Below are 18924 nucleotides of genomic sequence, written 5' to 3'. Positions count from 1 at the left end.
ATGAAAGTGCTGGTATTAAAAAATCCTCGCGAATAACGCAAGGAAATAAATACTTAAAACATGCCTTAACGATCTCGGGTATGATAGCAGGACACTCCAAAGATCCAGCTTTCTCATCTTTATACAAACGAGTTTCCCAAAGAGGAAGTAAGATGAAGGCTGTTATCGCTTGTGCTCATAAGATACTAAGAATTGTCTACAAACTTTTGAAAACACATCAAACTTATGAAGCAGTAAAAGCATTAGGGATGCGGCAACATCCTTAAGACATTTTTAAATATATTCATCTTAAGTATAACACAGATAGTGTTTTTTTGCGCTTTTTTACTGTGTTATTTTCAAATAAAAGCTTCTCTTCCAGTAATTCCTAAATCTCCTTCATAGGTATAGCCGTGAGATTCTAATTTAGAAATTACTTTATCTAACATGGATTCATCACTAATAATAATATCAATATCAATAATAGGTTTTGCGGCTAACCCTTTTACAGATGAGCTACCAACATGTTCAATTCCAAGAATCAGATCGGCCAGAAGAGTAGAAAGCTCGTCTGTTATTTGATGAAAGGCCAATTTCCAAATTGGATCATAGGGAACAACAATAACATTTTTTGTTTTCAATTTAAATACCTCCATGAATCATATGTAATACTTAATGAATATCAATTTTATACTCATTTAGTCTCAAGGTTAGAATACTCATAATGGTTTGAAATCTGAGGAGTCAAGTTCACCAGAGAGGTTTAACAATGATTAGATTGAACTATATAGAGAATTAAAATCCGATTAGTCTCGCCTAAATTGAAATAGTCTGGTATTTTCTGTATAGTTAAGCACCTTCTGAGCAATAAATGTGGTTGATTAGGAGAGCAAAGTCAATAACTCACTTAGATTGTTGATGGTGTAGTTGGGATATTCCTCGATTTTATTTGGCTTTACAGAACTACCGGGTCCTTGTTTAATCCAAACCGTTTTCATACCGATTTTATTAGCTGGAACTATATCATTATCAATTCTGTCTCCAATCATGATGGCTGCCTCAGGTTTACAATTCGCACGAGTAAGTGCAATCTGGAATATTCTCAGATTAGGTTTGGAGATACCTTTCTCAGCAGAGGCGATGACGAGGTCAAAGTATTGTCGGATACCAAAAGCTGCTAATCTTTTTTCCGTCCCAAAATCCTGGTTTGCAATGATACCGAGTTTGTATTTTTGATAGAGTTTTGGCAATATTTCTTTTACATCCGGGTATAAGACTTCTAAGTCGTGCCGCCAAGCAGGAATTTTTACGTTATAGTCTTCAGCAACCGATACAATCGGCTTCTGATTAATTTGTGCGCGTTGTTTTACCTTTGTGATAAATTCATTTTTATCAATGTTATTATCCTGTATTATCTTTTCAATTCTATTTTCATAAACGGCACTTTCGTCAAAAAGTGTAGAGCCAACATCAAAGAAAATCCATTTGATTTCTGAATTCATACTATTTCTCCAAATCTTTCTAAAACCAATCCTCCTTTTAATAGTATCATACATGGTTAGCATAGAGGCACTAAATTTTGATTTTATGAATCAGTAGAAAGCGAGCCCTATTAAAAATCAGCCCTCATTTTGCGAGGACTGATCAGCTGATAATGAGATTGAGGGCTAAACTTAGCCACTATTAAAAATAATTCGAGATTGATTCTCCACTGGCTTAACGTCGCTTTTTAATTTCAAGGCGACGGGTAAAAACAATCGAGAGGAATTCGAAATTGTTTCTCCTCAGGACCTGCCTCGCTCTCTATTTTTCGAGCTCGGGATAAAAAGGTCCACTGGACCTTTTTATTCCCACTCAACTGTTGCTGGTGGTTTGCTGGTGATGTCGTAGACGATGCGGTTGACGTGGTCGACTTCGTTTACGATGCGGACAGAGATTTTTTTCAGAACATCCCATGGGAGTTGAGCGAAGTCAGCTGTCATTCCATCGATAGAAGTGATAGCACGGATGGCTAGGGTGTAGTCATAAGTGCGGCCGTCTCCCATAACTCCGACAGAGCGGACGCCTGTGTTAACGGTGAAGTATTGCCATACGTCGCGGTCTAGGCCAGCTTTTTGAATTTCTTCGCGGAGGATGGCATCAGATTCACGGACAGTTTTGAGTTTTTCTTCGGTGATTTCTCCCATCACACGGATGGCAAGTCCTGGTCCAGGGAATGGTTGGCGCCATACGACTTCGTCTGGCATGCCAAGTTCTGTTCCAAGGGCACGTACTTCGTCTTTAAAGAGGGTATTCAGAGGTTCAATCAATTCAAATTGAAGGTCTTCTGGTAGACCACCTACGTTGTGGTGCGATTTGATGGTTTGTGCGGTATCTGTTCCAGACTCGATAATGTCTGTATAGAGGGTACCTTGGGCCAAGAAATCGACACCGTCCAATTTACGAGCCTCGTCATCGAAGACATAAACAAACTCGTTTCCGATGATTTTGCGTTTTTGTTCCGGGTCTGAAACTCCTGCAAGTTTTGAAAGGAAACGTTCAGAAGCGTCAGCTTTTACAATGTTAAGGCCGAATTTGCCTCCAAGCATATCCATAACTTGATCAGCTTCGCCTTTACGTAGCAAGCCATGATCTACAAAGATACAGATCAGTTGGTCCCCAATCGCTTTTTGAAGAAGGACCCCTACAACAGAGGAATCAACCCCACCTGACAGACCAAGGAGTACTTTGCGATCTCCAACTGTTTCACGGATTTTTTTGATTTCCATGTCGATAAAGTTATTCATGGTCCAATCGCCTTTGGCACCACAGATATTGAAAACAAAGTTTTTCAAAAGGTCAAATCCATAAACAGAATGACGAACTTCTGGGTGGAATTGGATACCATAAAGATTTTTATCTGCATTTTCGATAGCCGCGAAAGGACAGTCAGCAGAAGTACCGGTACGAACAAAGTTCTCAGGAATTTCAGTTACTGCATCCCCGTGACTCATTAAAACCAATTGTTCTTCTGGAGTTCCAGCAAAGAGGAGACTGTCAGGAGTGTGGGTCAAGTTGGATTGGCCATATTCACGGTTCCCAGCTTCACCAGCAGGGACAACTTTTCCTCCCAATTTATGGGTCATGAGTTGCATTCCGTAACAAATTCCAAGTACAGGGATTCCCAACTCAAAGATTTCCGGATCAATATCGAAGGATCCTTCTTCATAGACAGAGTTTGGACCACCTGAAAGAATGATTCCAACTGGATTCATCTCTTTCACTTCTTGGGCGCTGAGTTTATGGCTCTTTAATTCAGAAAACACACCCATTTCACGCACACGACGAGAAATCAATTGGTTGTATTGGCTACCATAATCCAGAACGATAATTTTTTCGACATCTTTCATGTCAGGAGTGATTGTAGTCATCTAATCCCTTTCCTCATTTTAGATTTTTTATAGTTCCCATTGTATCACAGACCTAGCTCCTTGCCAAGGAAGCTACATTGAGTTGACTTTTCCTTTTAGGGTCACTAAAATAGTAAGAAAGAAGGGGGAGGAGCTATGCGTCCAGCCTATTTAGAAATACACGATGATATTAAAACAGCCATTGATCAAGGGCAGTGGAAGATTGGTCAGCGTTTACCAAGCGAACGCGATTTGGCGGAACACTATCAAGTCAGTCGTATGACCCTACGACAGGCCATTACACTTTTAGTGGAAGAAGGGGTCTTAGAACGCCGCGTTGGGAGTGGTACCTTTATTGCTTCGACCCGTGTTCAAGAAAAAATGAGAGGGACGACCTCTTTTACAGAAATTATTCAGTCGCAAGGAAAAGAGCCATCCAGTCATCTTATCTCCTATCGGCGAACCCTGCCAAGCCAGCAAGAAATGGACCGCTTGGGGATTGCCAGAGATGAGAATATCATTCGGATGGAACGGGTTCGATATGCAGATGATGTGCCCGTCGTTTACGAGATTGCCTCCATCCCAGAAAAATTTATTAAAGATTTGCCCAAAGAGCAGGTGACCAGTCATTTTTTCAAAAGCTTGGAGGAAAAGGGCTATCGGATTGGTAAATCAAGTCAGACCATCAGTGCCAAACTGGTAGGGGATCGCATTGCCCATTATCTGGATATTCCACGAGGTCAAGCTGTATTAGCGCTCACTCAATTATCCTACCTGGAAGACGGACAAGCCTTTGAGTACGTAAAAAGCCAATATGCAGCAGATCGTTTCGAATTTTATTTTGAAAATTAGAAGGAGTGGGTGGAGAACAGATCCTGTGGCGTTGAGATTCAATCATAAAGCAAAAAGAGAAAAATGTAGTGATTTGAGAAAAACCAATATAGAAAAATTGAATGGCATTGATCCCTCCCTTGCGGAGGGACTTTTTGTTGCGATGAAGACTCAATTTTTGTGGATAGAATCAGAGTTTTTTTCTTTAGCAAGATGTGTGTAAATATTGTATCCAATTGCGATTTTTTTGTTACAATAGGAGTGTTATGGAAATTGAAAAAACCAATCGCATGAACGCTTTGTTTGAGTTTTATGCTGCTTTATTAACGGATAAGCAAATGAACTATATAGAGCTTTATTATGCGGACGATTATTCTTTGGCGGAAATTGCGGAGGAGTACCAGGTCAGTCGTCAAGCTGTCTACGATAATATTAAGAGAACGGAACGAATTTTGGAAGATTATGAACGTAAGCTCCATATGTATTCTGATTATATTGTTCGTAGTCAAGTTTTTGAAGAAATCCTTGAAAGCTATCCCCAAGATAAGTATTTAAAAGAAAAAATTGACTTGCTAACTAGCATTGATAATCGAGAGTGAGGATGAATTATGTTTGAAAGTTTAACAGAACGCTTGCAATCTGTTTTTAAAAATCTTCGTAAAAAAGGCAAAATTGACGAAAAAGATATTCAAGAGGCAACCAAAGAGATTCGGATGGCCTTGCTGGAGGCTGACGTAGCTCTTCCTGTTGTGAAGGACTTTATCAAGCAAATTCGAGAACGTGCCTTGGGACAAGAGGTTATCGACACCTTGAATCCAGCCCAACAGGTTATTAAAATTGTCAATGAAGAATTGACTGACTTGCTTGGTTCTGATCGTTCGGAGATTGAAAAATCACCTAAGATCCCAACCATCATCATGATGGCCGGTCTTCAAGGGGCGGGGAAAACAACCTTCGCCGGAAAATTGGCCAATAAGCTCAAAAAAGAAGAAAATGCTCGTCCCTTATTGATTGCGGCGGATATTTACCGCCCAGCGGCTATCGACCAGTTAAAAACACTCGGCCAGCAAATCGAGGTACCCGTTTTTGCGATGGGAACTGAAGTCCCAGCGCTTGAGATTGTGAAAGCTGGTTTGGAACAAGCCCGTGAAAACAAAAATGACTATGTCTTGATTGATACGGCTGGACGTTTGCAGATTGATCAAGTCCTTATGCAAGAGTTGAAGGACATTAAGGATTTTGCCCAACCAAACGAAATTCTTTTGGTCGTCGATGCTATGATCGGTCAGGAAGCTGCCAATATTGCACGTGAATTTAATGAACAATTAGAGGTTACGGGTGTTATCTTAACCAAGATGGATGGAGATACCCGAGGTGGAGCTGCTCTATCTGTTCGTCACATCACTGGAAAACCCATTAAATTTACCGGTACAGGTGAAAAGATTACGGACATTGAAGCCTTTTATCCAGACCGTATGGCCAGCCGTATTCTTGGAATGGGGGACCTTCTAACGCTGATTGAGAAAGCCTCTCAAGAGTATGACCAACAAAAGAGCTTGGAAATCGCTGAGAAAATGCGGGAAAATACCTTTGACTTCAACGATTTCCTTGATCAGTTGGATCAGGTTCAAAGCATGGGACCAATGGAAGATCTCTTAAAAATGATTCCTGGTATGGCTAGCAACCCAGCTTTAAAAAATCTCAAGGTTGATGAAAAAGAAGTTGCTCGCCGTAAGGCTATTATCTACTCCATGACCCCCGCTGAACGGGAGAACCCAGATCTCCTCACCCCAGCTCGCCGTCGTCGTATTGCTGCTGGATCAGGCAACAGTTTTGTGGAAGTAAATAAATTCATCAAGGACTTTAACCAAGCCAAACAAATGATGCAAGGGGTTATGTCTGGGGATATGAATAAGATGATGAAACAAATGGGATTAAATCCTAACCAACTTCCTAAGAACATGCCAAATATGCCAAACATGGGGGATATGGATATGTCTGCTTTGGAAGGAATGATGGGAGCAAATGGCATGCCAGACCTATCAGCCCTTGGTGGGGATATGGATATGAGCCAGCTCTTTGGAGGAGGTCTTAAAGGGAAACTTGGCCAATTTGCCACTAAACAAGCCATGAACCGTATGAATAAGCAACTGAAAAAAGCTAGAAAAAAACGGAAAAAGTGATTGAAGGAGTGCTATGAAACAAAAATCAATTTTTGTCACCCTGCTTAGTCTACTCGGCTTTACAATCCTTTCGACTCTATTGTGGGTATTCATATTTGCTCTGACAATTACTCCTCAAGAAGTGGAGACTGTTGTTGAACCCTTCCCAGGCGCTAGTTTTGTACTCGGAACGCTGACAACCTTGTTGATCTATAGTTTCCTAACAATTAGCGAGGCCAACCGTCTCTCAGAAAGCTGTTCTCAATTAGCAAGTAATATCCGTATTACCGAGGAACGAAATCGTCAACTCTTATCCAAAGCCAATCGCTTTGTAGACAAACATCAGGAACGTGAAAAAGAGAACTTAAAAGAATTAACTCAGGGAGTTCTTGTTTCAGAGCAATCAACTGTTGTTAAAGAACGGATGAAGTCTAGCTTGACGGAAAAACACCGCTCATCCAAAGTTGAAACCTCGCGCGAGTTCGCCCAGATTTTAGATGAGATCCCTGATTTAAATATGCCACAAGCAGTTTCAAGACTCTTTGATGAACTATTCAGGAGTGAGGAAGAGCTAGCAAACTATCAAAGAGCTTACAACGAGTTTGTAGCTCGCTATAATACAAAAATCAAAGCATTTCCTATAAATTTTCTAAAAAAATGGTATCAACCCAAAGAGTACTATGTGGTTGATGTCGAAGACGAATTCCCAGACGAGTTACTGGGACTTTAAAAATATGAATTGACCCAACAAATCGTTAATGGCTTGTTGGGTCATTTAGTGTATATGTAGATGTTAAGTTACATCTAGGGCTAATATTTGATTCTCAGGATAAATTTTATTAAATAAATTTATGTTAAAAATTAACCAATAAAACATTGACAGGAAACTGGCTTTCTACTAAACTTATAATAGGAAAAAGAATAAAGTTAGGTGTTAAAGATTATGGAAAAGAAGGATCAATGGCTAGAGCAGTTTGCAACGCGTGAGGGAAGAAAACCGAGTCCACAAGAGTTTTTTGCAGCAAAGGAAGCGGGCTTTCCTTTGGAAGGGGAAGCTTCAGAGGAAGATTTAGCCCACCAATGGGTTGCAGCTTTCGAATCTGAACAGAAACGCAAGCCTAGCCCTGCCGAATATATGGAAGCTAAGAAGACTGGTTTCCAAAACTCTACACGATCAGCTTCAACAAAAATGCAGGAGTTTCCATCAGAAGAAATCGAGAAACCTTCACAAGCTAACCTTGGGAATCAGGACCCAAAAACACTTTGGGTTCAAGCTTATGAAGCGGCTCACGGTCGTCGACCTGAGCCTCAGGAGTTTGCCCTTGCTAAGGAAACAGGGTTTGACGTAGATTATTTACCTGATTTAACATCGGTTGAATCAGTAGCTGAACCCGTTGTTGTAGCACCTGCACAAGTGGACCAAACTACAGCTCCTGTTAAGAAAGAGAAAAAATTCACGCTTAGCCGTAAACAGGTTTTTACAGGTACAGCCATTGGTTTAGTTCTTATCGCTCTGGGCGGTGGGTATTACTATTTTGACAAGGAATCTGGTGCGGATTTGGCCGTCGATCAATTTTCCAAACAAATTGAAAATAGCAAATTCCAACAACTTGCTGAATCGTTCAGTGATGCTGATTCGAAAAAAGTGAACTGGTCTGCAGAGGATGCTAAGAATTTTGTTCAGTATTTAAATGAAGATGGAAAGCTAGAGAGTGAGTTGGCTAAGTTAGAAGCTGATCCTTCTTACATTATCAAAGATCAAAATGGGAATCAGTTACTTGGACTTGAGGAAACTGAGAAAAAACTTGGTATCTTCCCTGTTTATGAGGTAAAAACGTATCCTTTGACCATTACGGCTAAAACGAATTTGGAATCCCTGAGTTTAAATGAGCAGAAGGTGGAAAAAGATAAGGAATTAAATTTGGGAGAATTCTCCTTTGCCCCTCATTCTTTTGCGGCTAAAGGAAAAACCGATGCTGGCGACTTGAATACGGATATTACTGCAGAACTTTCGGAAGCCAAAGAGAATCATATTACTCTATCCATTTCTAATGTAGATAAGAATCTTCAAGCTTCACTCCCTAGCGATGTTCACGGGGCGAGTGATATTAAATTATACGTTAATAACAAAGAAGTCGCGACTGAGTTGACCAAGAAACTTAAATTGATTGAAAACCAAACAATTGATGTTCATGCTCAATTCAAGTTTGAAGAGAATACGTATACGACTGAAAAAAGTAAAATTTTTGTAAAACCAGGTCAAGAAAATCTTACAGCTGACCTTCAGCTTTCTTCGGATATTCAGCAAAAAATGACAGATGCTAAAACAGCCAAAGAAGAGAAAGCGAAGCAGGAAGAAGAAGCCAAACGGAAATTGGAAGAAGATAAAGCAGCTATCAGTAGCTTTATGACCTCTTATATCAGTGCCATGCGTGACTCTATCCGTAACCGGTCAGTTGGTTTCACGGACTATTATGACACCAATAGTGATGCCTACAAAGTAATGTATGATTACGTAGCAAACGGTGGTGTTGTGAGAGCGAATGTTGATTATCAAACAACAATAGAGTATAACGTTACGGATGTTGCCAAGGAAGGTAATGACTATAAAGTTACAGTTCGCAATAGCTTTAAAGAAGTTTATACAAACGGTAAATCCGATATCGTTAATAAAAATCAAGTCTTTATGCTTCGCCCAGAAAATGGCAGCTTCAAAATTTACTCTATCAGTGAGTATTAAGAAAGGATCTTATGAAATCAAAAAAATGGTTCGGTTTGATTCTCATGACCCTAGCTTTAGTAGCTTGTGGCCAAGAATCAGCAACTACTCAAGAAAATAAGACCAATACTGAATCAAATCAGACAGCCAAAAACGATTCAAATGAAAGTTCATCATCCAAGTCCAGTACACAACAAAAAGAAGCTAAGATGGACACTAAAGCTACTTATAATGGCGATTACTACAGTGTCAAAGGTTCTGAAGGACAAGAAATCATTATTGTGAATAAGAAACACCCCTTAAATGCAAACTATGCACCAGGAGAAGACCCTCAAGCACAGGCTGTATTTATGCAACTGATTGCGGATATGCAAGAAAAAGGGTTTGCTGTCAGCAATCAGTATAGTGGGTATCGTTCCTATGAAACACAGGTTGGATTATACCAATCCTATGTTGATCGAGATGGTCAAGCCAATGCCGATCGTTATTCAGCTAGAGCTGGTTACAGTGAGCACCAAACTGGTCTTGCCTTTGACTTAATCGATAGCTCAGGAAATCTTTTGACAGATAAAGAAGCTAGCAAATGGTTAAGAGATCATGCGGCAGATTATGGTTTCATTGTTCGCTACACTGAGGATAAGGAAGATATTACGGGTTACACAGCAGAAAGCTGGCACGTACGCTATATTGGTTCCGAAGCGAAAGATATTGCCAAATCAGGTTTGACTCTAGAAGAATATTTTGGAGTACCAGGTGGAGATTACGAAAATTAGATTTTAAGACTCCTTGTAGAAGCTGAGTAATATCGTTTAAAAAGAAAGTGGCACTTAATTTCTGACGATAAACAACTGTTTCCAGTAGCGTTTTAGATGTCGATACTGTTTCGTATCCTCACCTGAATGCCTTACGAAGCAATTTCTGTTAGACTGATTTCTTTTGAAGTTATCAGTCTAATAGAAATTGCTTTTTTCTAGGCAAAAAAAGCTGCGTGGAAATTTCCACACAACTTATTATAGAACCATTATCTTCTATAGAGAGGACATGTTTAGAGCCATGGGTTGATAAGTAATGTTCTGATCGTCAGTAATTAAATCACTATAGGTCACAAATCCAAATTTTTTGTAGAATGAAATCACTTTAGGGTGGTTTAAGCTGTCTAAAAATACTATCTGAGTACCTACAATACTTCTAAACAACTCAATTTTTTTCAAGACTTCTTGAAATAATTCTGTACCAGTAATTTGATTGATTTTAGTGTTTTTACCAAACTGACCAATGAGTAGAACTGGGATGATATCAATATTATTTGGGCTTTTACCTTTAAGAATAAGTCTCTTCTTGATAGATTTCTCTAAATTTGAAATGTCTATAACTTTAAGAGAAAGACTGAAGAAACCCACAATATCATTTGTATTACTATTTTCAACAATAAAATTACGTGAGCGGTGATGTTTTTCAAATTGCCAAGCTTTATCTAATAAATAGGACAACATATCATTGTTGCCATGAAAATCAACACTATCCTTTATAATATTCCTAAAAATATCATAGCTCTTTTCAAGAGTTATGCCACCAGCGTGCTCACTAATAGTTGCTAAGTAGTCTGTCAGTGATAATGTTTGTATCATACTTTTGATAGGTATTGAGTAATCAATTTATTTGAGGCAATTTTCTTGGCAGGCTTAATATTTTGTAGTAGATTTTCTAGCGATTCAGATGGTTTACTGTTTAGAATTTTTTCAGCATCAGTGGTTGTCATTTTAAAATCTCTTGTCATACTAATTGTAGCCATAATCTTCCTCCTTTTACTTTCTATGTTAAATTCTACTAAATTTTACTTCAAATAGCAATTATGAACAGCTTTTAGTTACCTCAAGCTATTCTCGAACTGAGGAACATAAATTGGATGTTAAAAATTTTGATGTAATAAAGCTTGTAATACTTGCAACTAGAAGTTTTATCCATTGTTCAGATTAATTACTAAAAGGAGTTGATTTAATAACAAGAGAAGACGATGAAGGAATTTTTAGAGACATTTTAGCAGCTAGAATAAGTCATTAAATTAATACACGAGATTATAAATGTATTTAGGAATCCTTATGAAAGAGTAAATTCAATGTTTTTAGTCAAAAGAACTAGAAAATAAACTTTGATAGACTTATGTTTAACATAAATTTATTTCATATAAAAACGGTTCATTAAAAACCATAAAGTTTAACGTCCAAGTTATTCTTTGTTTTAAGCCGTGAATACCAACGGTGAGAGAGCCAGGAAGATTGCTTAGTATTGGAAACGTTAAAAACGACAACCTAAGGAATTTTTAGAAGCAATGGTAAAACAAACCCAAAACCATTCGGAATGTCCTTTATAACATCTTTCCGAAAAACTATAATTTTCTTGAAAAAAGTTTTTGTATTTGGTACACTACTATTAGAGAATTTGGAGGTACTTATGCGTCGTGAATTATTGCTAGAAAAGATTGAAGTTTTAAAGCAGGTTATGCCTTGGTATGTATTGGAATACTACCAATCCAAGTTAACTGTGCCTTATAGTTTTCCGACCTTATACGAATACCTGAAAGAATACCAAAGATTTTTTAACTGGTTGATGGACACAGATCTGGTTCAAGTTTCTGAAATCAAAGAGATTCCCATTGAAACACTGGAGCATTTATCTAAGAAAGATATTGAGTCTTTTATCTTATACCTGCGTGAACGTCCCTTGTTGAATGCAAATTCGACTAAGACTGGATTATCACAGACAACCATTAACCGGACTCTTTCGGCTCTCTCTAGTCTCTTTAAATTTTTGACCGAGGAGGTTGAAAATGAACAGGGAGAACCTTATTTTTACCGCAATGTTATGAAGAAGGTTTCGACGAAAAAGAAAAAGGAGACTTTGGCTGCAAGGGCGGAGACGATCAAGCAAAAGCTCTTTTTAGGAGATGAAACGGAGGGATTTTTACGCCACATTGAGGATGATTATCCCAAACAGCTTTCCAAACGTGCTCTCAGTTCCTACGAGAAAAACAAGGAACGTGATTTAGCATTGATTGCACTTCTGCTGGCTTCAGGGATTCGCTTATCAGAAGCTGTCAATCTAGATGTTAGGGACTTGAATACGCAAATGATGATTGCGGAAGTCACGCGCAAGGGAGGTCGTCGGGATGCGGTGCCCATTGCCGGATTTGCGAAACCCTATCTCCTCCAATATCTCGAAATTCGTGATAAACGCTACAAGCCTGAAAAACAAAATCTTGCTTTGTTTTTAAGTGAATATAGAGGCAAAGCGAATCGAATGGATGCTTCTAGCATTGAAAAAATGGTTGCAAAGTACTCGGAATCTTTCAAAATCCGTGTTACACCCCATAAACTACGCCACACACTTGCAACACGCCTGTATGATGCGACCAAATCACAAGTCTTGGTCAGTCATCAATTGGGACATGCTAGTACACAGGTCACGGACCTTTATACCCATATTGTCGACGAGGAACAAAAGAATGCCCTAGATCAACTCTAGGGCAATTCTCTTATCCTATTTTAAGCCATGTAAGCTCAGAGCCAACATCGTTAAAGCGGAGTTCCTACCACGTTCCCGATGATATTCTTTGGCGATTTTTGTAGCAAATTCTATCACATTTTTGGGAGCTTTATACTGATGCATCATTAGATAGAGAGATAAGTTTTGGCTTATACTCTTTTAGTTTTTCTTTTATTACTGTGTTAGCTCGTCTTGCCGTACTTCAGTACTGTCTACGACTCGCTGCCTTGTACTAAAAGTAAACTAAAAGACTATAACTGACCAATTGCTTGTGCTTCATCGTTTTCAATAGCTTTTTTGGCTTTTGAAAAAATCTGCTGCAATTCAGTATTTTCTGCAACCTCCTTATTGACTAAGATGCTATCAATCTCTTTTAATCGTTCTAATTTTTCTTCCATTTCTCAATTTTAGATGATGGTTGAATGCTAGATTTCTTCTAGCGTTCAATCATTAAACATAAAGTTATTCAACAATGGCCTCCGCAATTTCTTGCGCTGAAATTCCTGCGAAATAGCGTGACAAATCCAGTTCAGTCAGTTTTTGCTCAACAGTTTCTCGTTCATAGGCGAGACCTATCAAAGCTTCTTCTACTGCAGCTACATCCTCAATACCAAAGAAATCTCCATAAATTTTGATAGAGCCAATATGTGATTCAACTACATTGATATAAGCATCTACCAAACCACTTGGGAATTTAATGGAACGACGGATATTATACTCTGGGGATTTTCCGTAGTTCCAATCCCAGTTACCAAATTTAGCATCACGGATTTGACGGATTTCGTCTAATTCAGAATCTGAGAAGGTATATTCGGTCATTTCTGGATATTCCTTCTTCATATAATCCAGTAAAAGATCACGGAATTCAAGGACAGTCATTTCACCTTCCAGCTCATCGACAATGTTGGTCACACGCGCACGGACAGATTTAACACCTTTAGATTCGATCTTATGTTTCGAAACCTGGAGAGCTTTGGCTAATACTGTTAAATCTACATCAAAGAGAAGAGCTCCATGGTGCATAATTCGACCATTGATATAGGCTTGGGCATTTCCTCCGAATTTTTTTCCATCAATTTCCAAATCATTGCGACCTGTAAACTCTGCCTTCACTCCGAGAGCTGCTAAGGTGTTAATAACGGGGATGGAAAAGCTCTTGAAATCAAAGAGTTTGTCTTGATTTTCATTGGAAATGATCGTGTAATTGAGGTTGTTGTAGTCGTGGTATACGGCACCACCACCACTGATACGTCGAACAACTTCAATATCATTTTCTCGAACATAGTCGCGGTTGATTTCTTCAATGGTATTCTGGTGGCGTCCTACGATAATAGAAGGCTTGTTGATCCACAAAATGAAAATCATGTCTTCATCAAGCATGTGCTTGAAGGCATATTCTTCCAGTGCAATATTAAAGGCTGTGTCGTTGCTTTCATTAACAATATATTTCATGAAGTCTCCTATTTCTTGGGTGCATGTACAGCTAGATTAAGAACATCTGCAAAGGCTTCATACATGACTTCTGAGTAAGTTGGGTGACCATGAATCGTTTTGAGTACTTCTTCAACCGTGATTTCCATTTCAATGATGGTTGAAGCTTCGTTGATCAACTCTGCAGCGGCAGGTCCAATAATATGGACACCGAGAACTTCACCATACTTCTTATCTGCGATGACTTTAACAAAGCCTTGAGCAGCATCGGAAGCGATGGCACGACCGTTAGCTGCGAAATTGAATTTACCAATTGCAACGTCATACTGTTCACGTGCCTGTTCTTCTGTTAATCCAACAGCTGCTACTTCTGGTAAGGTGTAAATAGCAGCAGGAGTTAGGTTGAGTTTAGCTACGGCATGGTTGCCTTTCAAAGCATTTTCAGCTGCTACCTCTCCCATTCGGAAGGCTGCATGAGCCAACATCTTGGTTCCATTGATGTCCCCTGGAGCATAAATACCTGGAACAGATGTTTCCATATATTCATTGACCTTGATACGGCCATTTTCAAGTTCGAAGTCTATTTCACCCATACCTTCTAAATCTGGAACACGTCCGATTGAAAGCAAGGCTTTATCAGCTAGAATGTCCTCTTGACCTGAGACTTTAATACGGAGCTTGCCATTTTCTTCAATGATCTCTTCTAGCTTAGTTTCAGTATGAATGGTCATGCCTTTACGTTCGAGAATGAGGCGAAGATTTTTAGAGACTTCTTTATCCATTGCTGGAACGATGCGGTCTGTCATTTCAATAACCGTTACTTTTGAACCGTAGGTCATGAAGGCTTGTCCTAACTCGATTCCGACAACTCCACCACCAATGACAACCAAGTGTTCTGGAACTTCTTTGAGGTTAAGGATATCATCACTTGTCATAACCAAGTCAGATTCCATACCTGGGACATTGATCTTGCTGACTTTAGAACCACCGGCGAGGATGATTTTCTTGGTTTCGAGGAGGGTGCTACCGTCCACAAGGACATTCTTATCTTTGGTAATGGTTCCAACACCCATGTGGACGTCAATACCGTAAGAGCGCATTAGACCACCAACTCCACCAACCAAAGTCGCTACGACCTTATCTTTTGTCGCCACAACTTTGTCCATATCAACGGTAAAGCTTGGGTTTTCAACCATGATACCGCGATTAGCTGCATGGCCTAGACTTTCGATGATTTCAGCATTGTGGAGATAGGTTTTTGTTGGGATACAGCCACGGTTCAGGCAGGTTCCACCAAGGGCTGTTTTTTCCACGATAGCCACTTTACCACCTAATTGAGAAGCCTTGATTGCTGCGACATAACCAGCTGGACCACCGCCGATGACAACGACATCATAGGCATCGTCACTCTTACTAGAGTCATCTTGAGCAAGTGGGGTAATTGGACTTTCAGCAACTGGAGCTTCTGCAGAAGCTGTTGGGATATTTTCGCCTTCAGCACCAAGATAACCGATAATTTCTGTAACTGGAACCGTTTCTCCATCCCCTTTGAGAATAGCAATAAGGTAGCCATCTTCCTCAGCTTCCAATTCCATGCTGACTTTGTCTGTCATGATTTCGAGGAGAACTTCTCCTTCTTTAACAAATTCTCCTACTTTTTTATTCCATTGGACGATCTGACCTTCTGTCATATCGACACCGGCTTTAGGCATAATTACTTCTAAGGCCATTCTTTACTCCTTTTAAATTAACATTGAAATAGGATTTTCTATAAGATCTTTCAAATCCTTCATAAATTTAGCACCTGCCATCCCGTCGACAACGCGGTGATCAATTGTGAGACCAAGGCTCATCATTGGGCGGATGACAATTTCACCATTTAAAGCCACTGGTTTCTCAATTGTTGCACTGACACCAAGAATGGCTGAATTGGGCTGGTTGATGATAGGACCAAATGATTGTACCCCAAACATTCCCAGATTGCTGATGGTAAAGGTTGAGTTCTGCAATTCACTAGGGGCTAATTTCATATCGAGTGCCCGACCAATAACATCTTTAAAGGCTACAACAAGTTGGGATAGAGACATTTTTTCCGCATTGAAGACAACCGGTGTCAAAAGGCCGCCATCCATTCCAACAGCCATAGCTAGGTTTACATAGTCATGTGTAATGATGGTTTGTCCATCTTCCGTTAAACTCGAATTGAGATAGGGGTGTTTCATCAAGGTCTTGATAACAGCAAGGGAAATTAAATCCGTTACCGTTACTTTTTTACCAGTTTCTTCCATGATAGGATCCAGTACCTTTTTCCGTAAGGCCAGCATTTCCGTCATATCAACTTCATAGTTGAGGGTAAAGGTTGGTGCTGTTAGGTAGGAATCTACCATGCGTTGGGCAATGACCTTCCGCATTGGCGTCATTGGAATGCGTTCGATGGTTCCCCATTCGGTTTGCGTATCTGGAACTTCTTCGACTTTTTCAATTTGAGCAGGAGACTTGGTTGTTCCTGCCTCGAGGTTTTCTGGTAGAAGGGCTAACACATCTTTTTTCATGATTTTACCGTTAACACCTGTACCTTGAATTTCTTGCCAAGCAATATTATGCTCGAGGGCAATCCGTTTCGCTAGAGGTGAGATCCGAACAACATGTGTATCCTTATGTAGGGCCACATCTTCTTCGTGGACTCGTCCTTTGGCTCCCGTTCCAGCAACATCGTAGAGATTAATCCCTAGTTGGTCTGCCAATTTACGAGCTGCAGGAGTTGCTCTTAGTTTTTCGTCAGACATTGCTTCTCCTTATTCTTTGTTTACAGTTTTGAGAATTGCTTCTTTGATGCTTTCGACTGTTGGAATCATCGCATTTTCAAGATTTGCGGCATAAGGCATTGGGACGTCCTCACCCGCACAGCGACGGATTGGTGCGTCTAAATAATCAAAGGCTTCTGATTCAGCTATGATGGCAGAGATTTCGCCAATAAAACCGCTTGTTTTGTGAGCATCGTTAACGAGAACGACCTTACCTGTTTTCTTGACAGAATTGATGATCATTTCCTTATCTAGTGGCACGAGAGTCCGTGGGTCAACCACTTCGACAGAAACTCCTGTTTCAGCCAATTCTTCCGCGGCCTGGAGAACACGACGCAACATTTTGCCATAGGTCACGACTGTAACATCGGTTCCTTCTCTTTTAATTTCTCCTTTGCCTAAAGGAATGACATAATCTGGATCTAGTGGAACTTCGCCTTTTTGATTAAATTCAGATTTGTATTCTAAAATAATGACTGGATTGTTATCACGAATGGAGGCTTTAAGGAGACCTTTCATATCGGCTGGCGTTCCCGGCGCTACAACTTTGAGTCCTGGAATATGCGTGAACCAGCTTTCAAGTGATTGGGAGTGCTGGGCCGCGGAACCAACTCCATTCCCGGCAGCACAGCGAACAGTCATTGGAACCTGACCTTTTCCACCGAACATGTAGCGGGTTTTAGCAGCCTGGTTGACAATAGCATCCATGGCAATAACAGAGAAATCCATAAAGGTCATATCCACAATCGGGCGAAGACCTGTCATAGCTGCACCGGCTGCAGCTCCAGAGATCGCAGCTTCTGAGATAGGAGCATCTCGAACCCGCTCTGGTCCGAACTCCTCTAACATACCTACTGAAGTACCAAAGTCTCCTCCAAAGATCCCGACATCTTCACCCATGAGGAAAACATCTGGATTTCGGCGCATTTCTTCAGACATGGCTAGGATAATTGTATCCCGAAATGACATTAGTTTTGTTTCCATTATTTTTGTCCTCTCTTATTCGGCGTAAATGTCTTCAAAAGCTGATTCTAATGGTGGCAATGGGCTGTTTTCAGCAAATCGAACAGACTCTTCCACGGCTTCTTTTACTTGAGCCTGGATTTCTTCCAACTCTTCAGCACTAGCAATCTGGTTTTCAAGGAGATAGTTCCGTAGATTTTCAATTGGATCTTTTTTCTTCCATTCTTCTACTTCTTCCCGTGTCCGGTATTTTCCTGGGTCAGATGAGGAATGTCCGAGCCAACGATAAGTGACGCTTTCGATTAATACAGGTCCCTTTCCAGAACGAACATGTTCCACGGCTTCTTGGAAGCCTTTATAGACATCCAAGACGTTATTTCCATCTTCAATAAAAAGACCTGGAATACCGTAGGCCGCAGCCCGCTGGTAGATATGTTCTACGTTGGTCATTTTCTTGATGTCTGCTGAGATTCCATAACCATTGTTGATGCAAGCAAAAATAACCGGTAACTTCCAAATGGAGGCCATATTTACGGCTTCATGAAAGACTCCTTCGTTGGTTGCGCCGTCTCCAAAGAAGCAGACGACAATCTTATCGGTTCCTTTCATCTGTTGGGTTAGGGCAGCTCCAACTGCGATTCCCATTCCACCTCCAACAATACCATTGGCTCCTAGGTTTCCTGCATCTAAATCGGCAATATGCATGGACCCCCCTTTTCCTTTACAGGTTCCGGTGTATTTCCCCAGAATTTCTGCCATCATCTCATTCAGATTAATGCCTTTTGCGATGGCTTGTCCATGTCCCCTGTGGTTAGAAGTGATGAGATCATCTGGATTTAGGGCGGCCATGGCCCCAACATTGGCAGCTTCTTCACCAACGGAAAAGTGGGTCATGCCTGGAACTTTCCCCTTTTTAACCAGTTGAGCTATTTTTAAATCCATTCGACGGATTTCTTCCATTTTACGGAACATATCCAGTAAAAGGCTCTTGTCTAGTTTTTCCATATATTCACCTTTCTGTTTTCACAAACTTACATCTTCTATTTTACCTTGTCTTGAAAGCCCTGTCAAAAGATAACTAGCAAACGTAAAAAAAGCCCAGA

18 protein-coding genes and 1 pseudogene are annotated in these 18924 nt (G+C 40.2%); 8 read left to right on the top strand and 11 right to left on the bottom strand.

Annotation, left to right across the window (positions count from 1 at the left end; translation table 11 throughout):
* Positions 1-266, top strand: a pseudogene (locus I1A59_RS09510) (IS110 family transposase); the annotation flags it as partial.
* Between the two features lie 72 nt (positions 267-338).
* On the opposite strand, the gene I1A59_RS04090 reads toward I1A59_RS09510, so the two are convergent.
* The 3 genes from I1A59_RS04090 to guaA form a co-directional block, all read right to left on the bottom strand.
* A complete protein-coding gene (locus tag I1A59_RS04090; RefSeq protein ID WP_196091540.1) occupies positions 339-620 on the bottom strand; it encodes a GrpB family protein in 282 nt (93 codons plus the stop codon).
* Positions 621-860: 240 nt separating this feature from the next.
* Entirely contained in the window at positions 861-1481 is a 621-nt protein-coding gene (locus I1A59_RS04085; RefSeq protein WP_196091539.1) for an HAD-IIIA family hydrolase, read from the bottom strand.
* 342 nt (positions 1482-1823) lie between these two features.
* A complete protein-coding gene (gene guaA / locus I1A59_RS04080) occupies positions 1824-3389 on the bottom strand; it encodes a glutamine-hydrolyzing GMP synthase (RefSeq protein ID WP_196091538.1) in 1566 nt (521 codons plus the stop codon).
* A gap of 135 nt (positions 3390-3524) precedes the next feature.
* On the opposite strand from guaA, the gene I1A59_RS04075 reads away from it, so the two are divergent.
* From I1A59_RS04075 to ldcB, 6 genes are all read left to right on the top strand, one after another.
* Positions 3525-4220, top strand: a complete 696-nt coding sequence (locus tag I1A59_RS04075; RefSeq protein WP_196091537.1) for a GntR family transcriptional regulator — start codon at positions 3525-3527, stop codon at positions 4218-4220.
* A 245-nt stretch (positions 4221-4465) separates the two neighbouring features.
* The gene (locus I1A59_RS04070; protein ID WP_196091536.1) at positions 4466-4798 is read left to right on the top strand and encodes a putative DNA-binding protein; all 333 of its coding nucleotides are present in this window, start codon (positions 4466-4468) and stop codon (positions 4796-4798) included.
* A gap of 6 nt (positions 4799-4804) precedes the next feature.
* Positions 4805-6382 (top strand): signal recognition particle protein, encoded by a 1578-nt coding sequence (ffh, locus tag I1A59_RS04065; RefSeq protein ID WP_196091544.1) that lies wholly within the window; start codon positions 4805-4807, stop codon positions 6380-6382.
* Positions 6383-6395: 13 nt separating this feature from the next.
* Positions 6396-7091 carry a LemA family protein gene (locus I1A59_RS04060; RefSeq protein WP_196091535.1) on the top strand — a complete coding sequence of 232 codons (696 nt, stop codon included), beginning with the start codon at positions 6396-6398 and terminating at the stop codon, positions 7089-7091.
* Positions 7092-7304: 213 nt separating this feature from the next.
* Positions 7305-9101, top strand: coding sequence for a hypothetical protein (locus I1A59_RS04055; RefSeq protein ID WP_196091534.1), 1797 nt, complete (start codon positions 7305-7307; stop codon positions 9099-9101).
* 11 nt (positions 9102-9112) lie between these two features.
* Entirely contained in the window at positions 9113-9853 is a 741-nt protein-coding gene (gene ldcB, locus I1A59_RS04050) for an LD-carboxypeptidase LdcB/DacB (protein WP_196091533.1), read from the top strand.
* 255 nt (positions 9854-10108) lie between these two features.
* Here the strand turns inward: ldcB and I1A59_RS04045 are convergent, their stop codons facing one another.
* Both I1A59_RS04045 and I1A59_RS04040 read right to left on the bottom strand, forming a co-directional pair.
* Positions 10109-10708 (bottom strand): GNAT family N-acetyltransferase, encoded by a 600-nt coding sequence (locus tag I1A59_RS04045; protein WP_247644758.1) that lies wholly within the window; start codon positions 10706-10708, stop codon positions 10109-10111.
* The gene (locus I1A59_RS04040; RefSeq protein ID WP_196091532.1) at positions 10705-10872 is read right to left on the bottom strand and encodes a hypothetical protein; all 168 of its coding nucleotides are present in this window, start codon (positions 10870-10872) and stop codon (positions 10705-10707) included. The genes I1A59_RS04045 and I1A59_RS04040 overlap by 4 nt, the downstream gene beginning before the upstream one ends.
* A gap of 659 nt (positions 10873-11531) precedes the next feature.
* Here I1A59_RS04040 and xerS point away from each other — a divergent pair.
* A complete protein-coding gene (xerS, locus tag I1A59_RS04035; RefSeq protein WP_196091531.1) occupies positions 11532-12602 on the top strand; it encodes a tyrosine recombinase XerS in 1071 nt (356 codons plus the stop codon).
* A gap of 272 nt (positions 12603-12874) precedes the next feature.
* Here the strand turns inward: xerS and I1A59_RS04030 are convergent, their stop codons facing one another.
* The 6 genes from I1A59_RS04030 to I1A59_RS04005 form a co-directional block, all read right to left on the bottom strand.
* Positions 12875-13021, bottom strand: coding sequence for a hypothetical protein (locus I1A59_RS04030; RefSeq protein WP_196091530.1), 147 nt, complete (start codon positions 13019-13021; stop codon positions 12875-12877).
* 64 nt (positions 13022-13085) lie between these two features.
* Positions 13086-14075 carry a lipoate--protein ligase gene (locus tag I1A59_RS04025; protein ID WP_196091529.1) on the bottom strand — a complete coding sequence of 330 codons (990 nt, stop codon included), beginning with the start codon at positions 14073-14075 and terminating at the stop codon, positions 13086-13088.
* Between the two features lie 8 nt (positions 14076-14083).
* Complete coding sequence (gene lpdA, locus I1A59_RS04020; protein WP_196091528.1) at positions 14084-15784, bottom strand: dihydrolipoyl dehydrogenase; 1701 nt, start codon at positions 15782-15784, stop codon at positions 14084-14086.
* Positions 15785-15796: 12 nt separating this feature from the next.
* A complete protein-coding gene (locus I1A59_RS04015) occupies positions 15797-16840 on the bottom strand; it encodes a dihydrolipoamide acetyltransferase (protein ID WP_196091527.1) in 1044 nt (347 codons plus the stop codon).
* Between the two features lie 9 nt (positions 16841-16849).
* The gene (locus I1A59_RS04010; protein ID WP_196091526.1) at positions 16850-17842 is read right to left on the bottom strand and encodes an alpha-ketoacid dehydrogenase subunit beta; all 993 of its coding nucleotides are present in this window, start codon (positions 17840-17842) and stop codon (positions 16850-16852) included.
* A gap of 15 nt (positions 17843-17857) precedes the next feature.
* Positions 17858-18826: a thiamine pyrophosphate-dependent dehydrogenase E1 component subunit alpha gene (locus I1A59_RS04005; RefSeq protein WP_196091525.1), complete on the bottom strand. Its 969-nt coding sequence runs from the start codon at positions 18824-18826 to the stop codon at positions 17858-17860.
* Between the last annotated feature and the right edge of the window lie 98 nt (positions 18827-18924).

It is taken from the genome of Streptococcus sp. NLN76, assembly GCF_015686645.1.
In the GTDB taxonomy this organism is placed as follows: domain Bacteria; phylum Bacillota; class Bacilli; order Lactobacillales; family Streptococcaceae; genus Streptococcus.
Note: the sequence above shows the minus strand (reverse complement) of the source record. Positions and strands in the feature narration are given on the sequence as shown.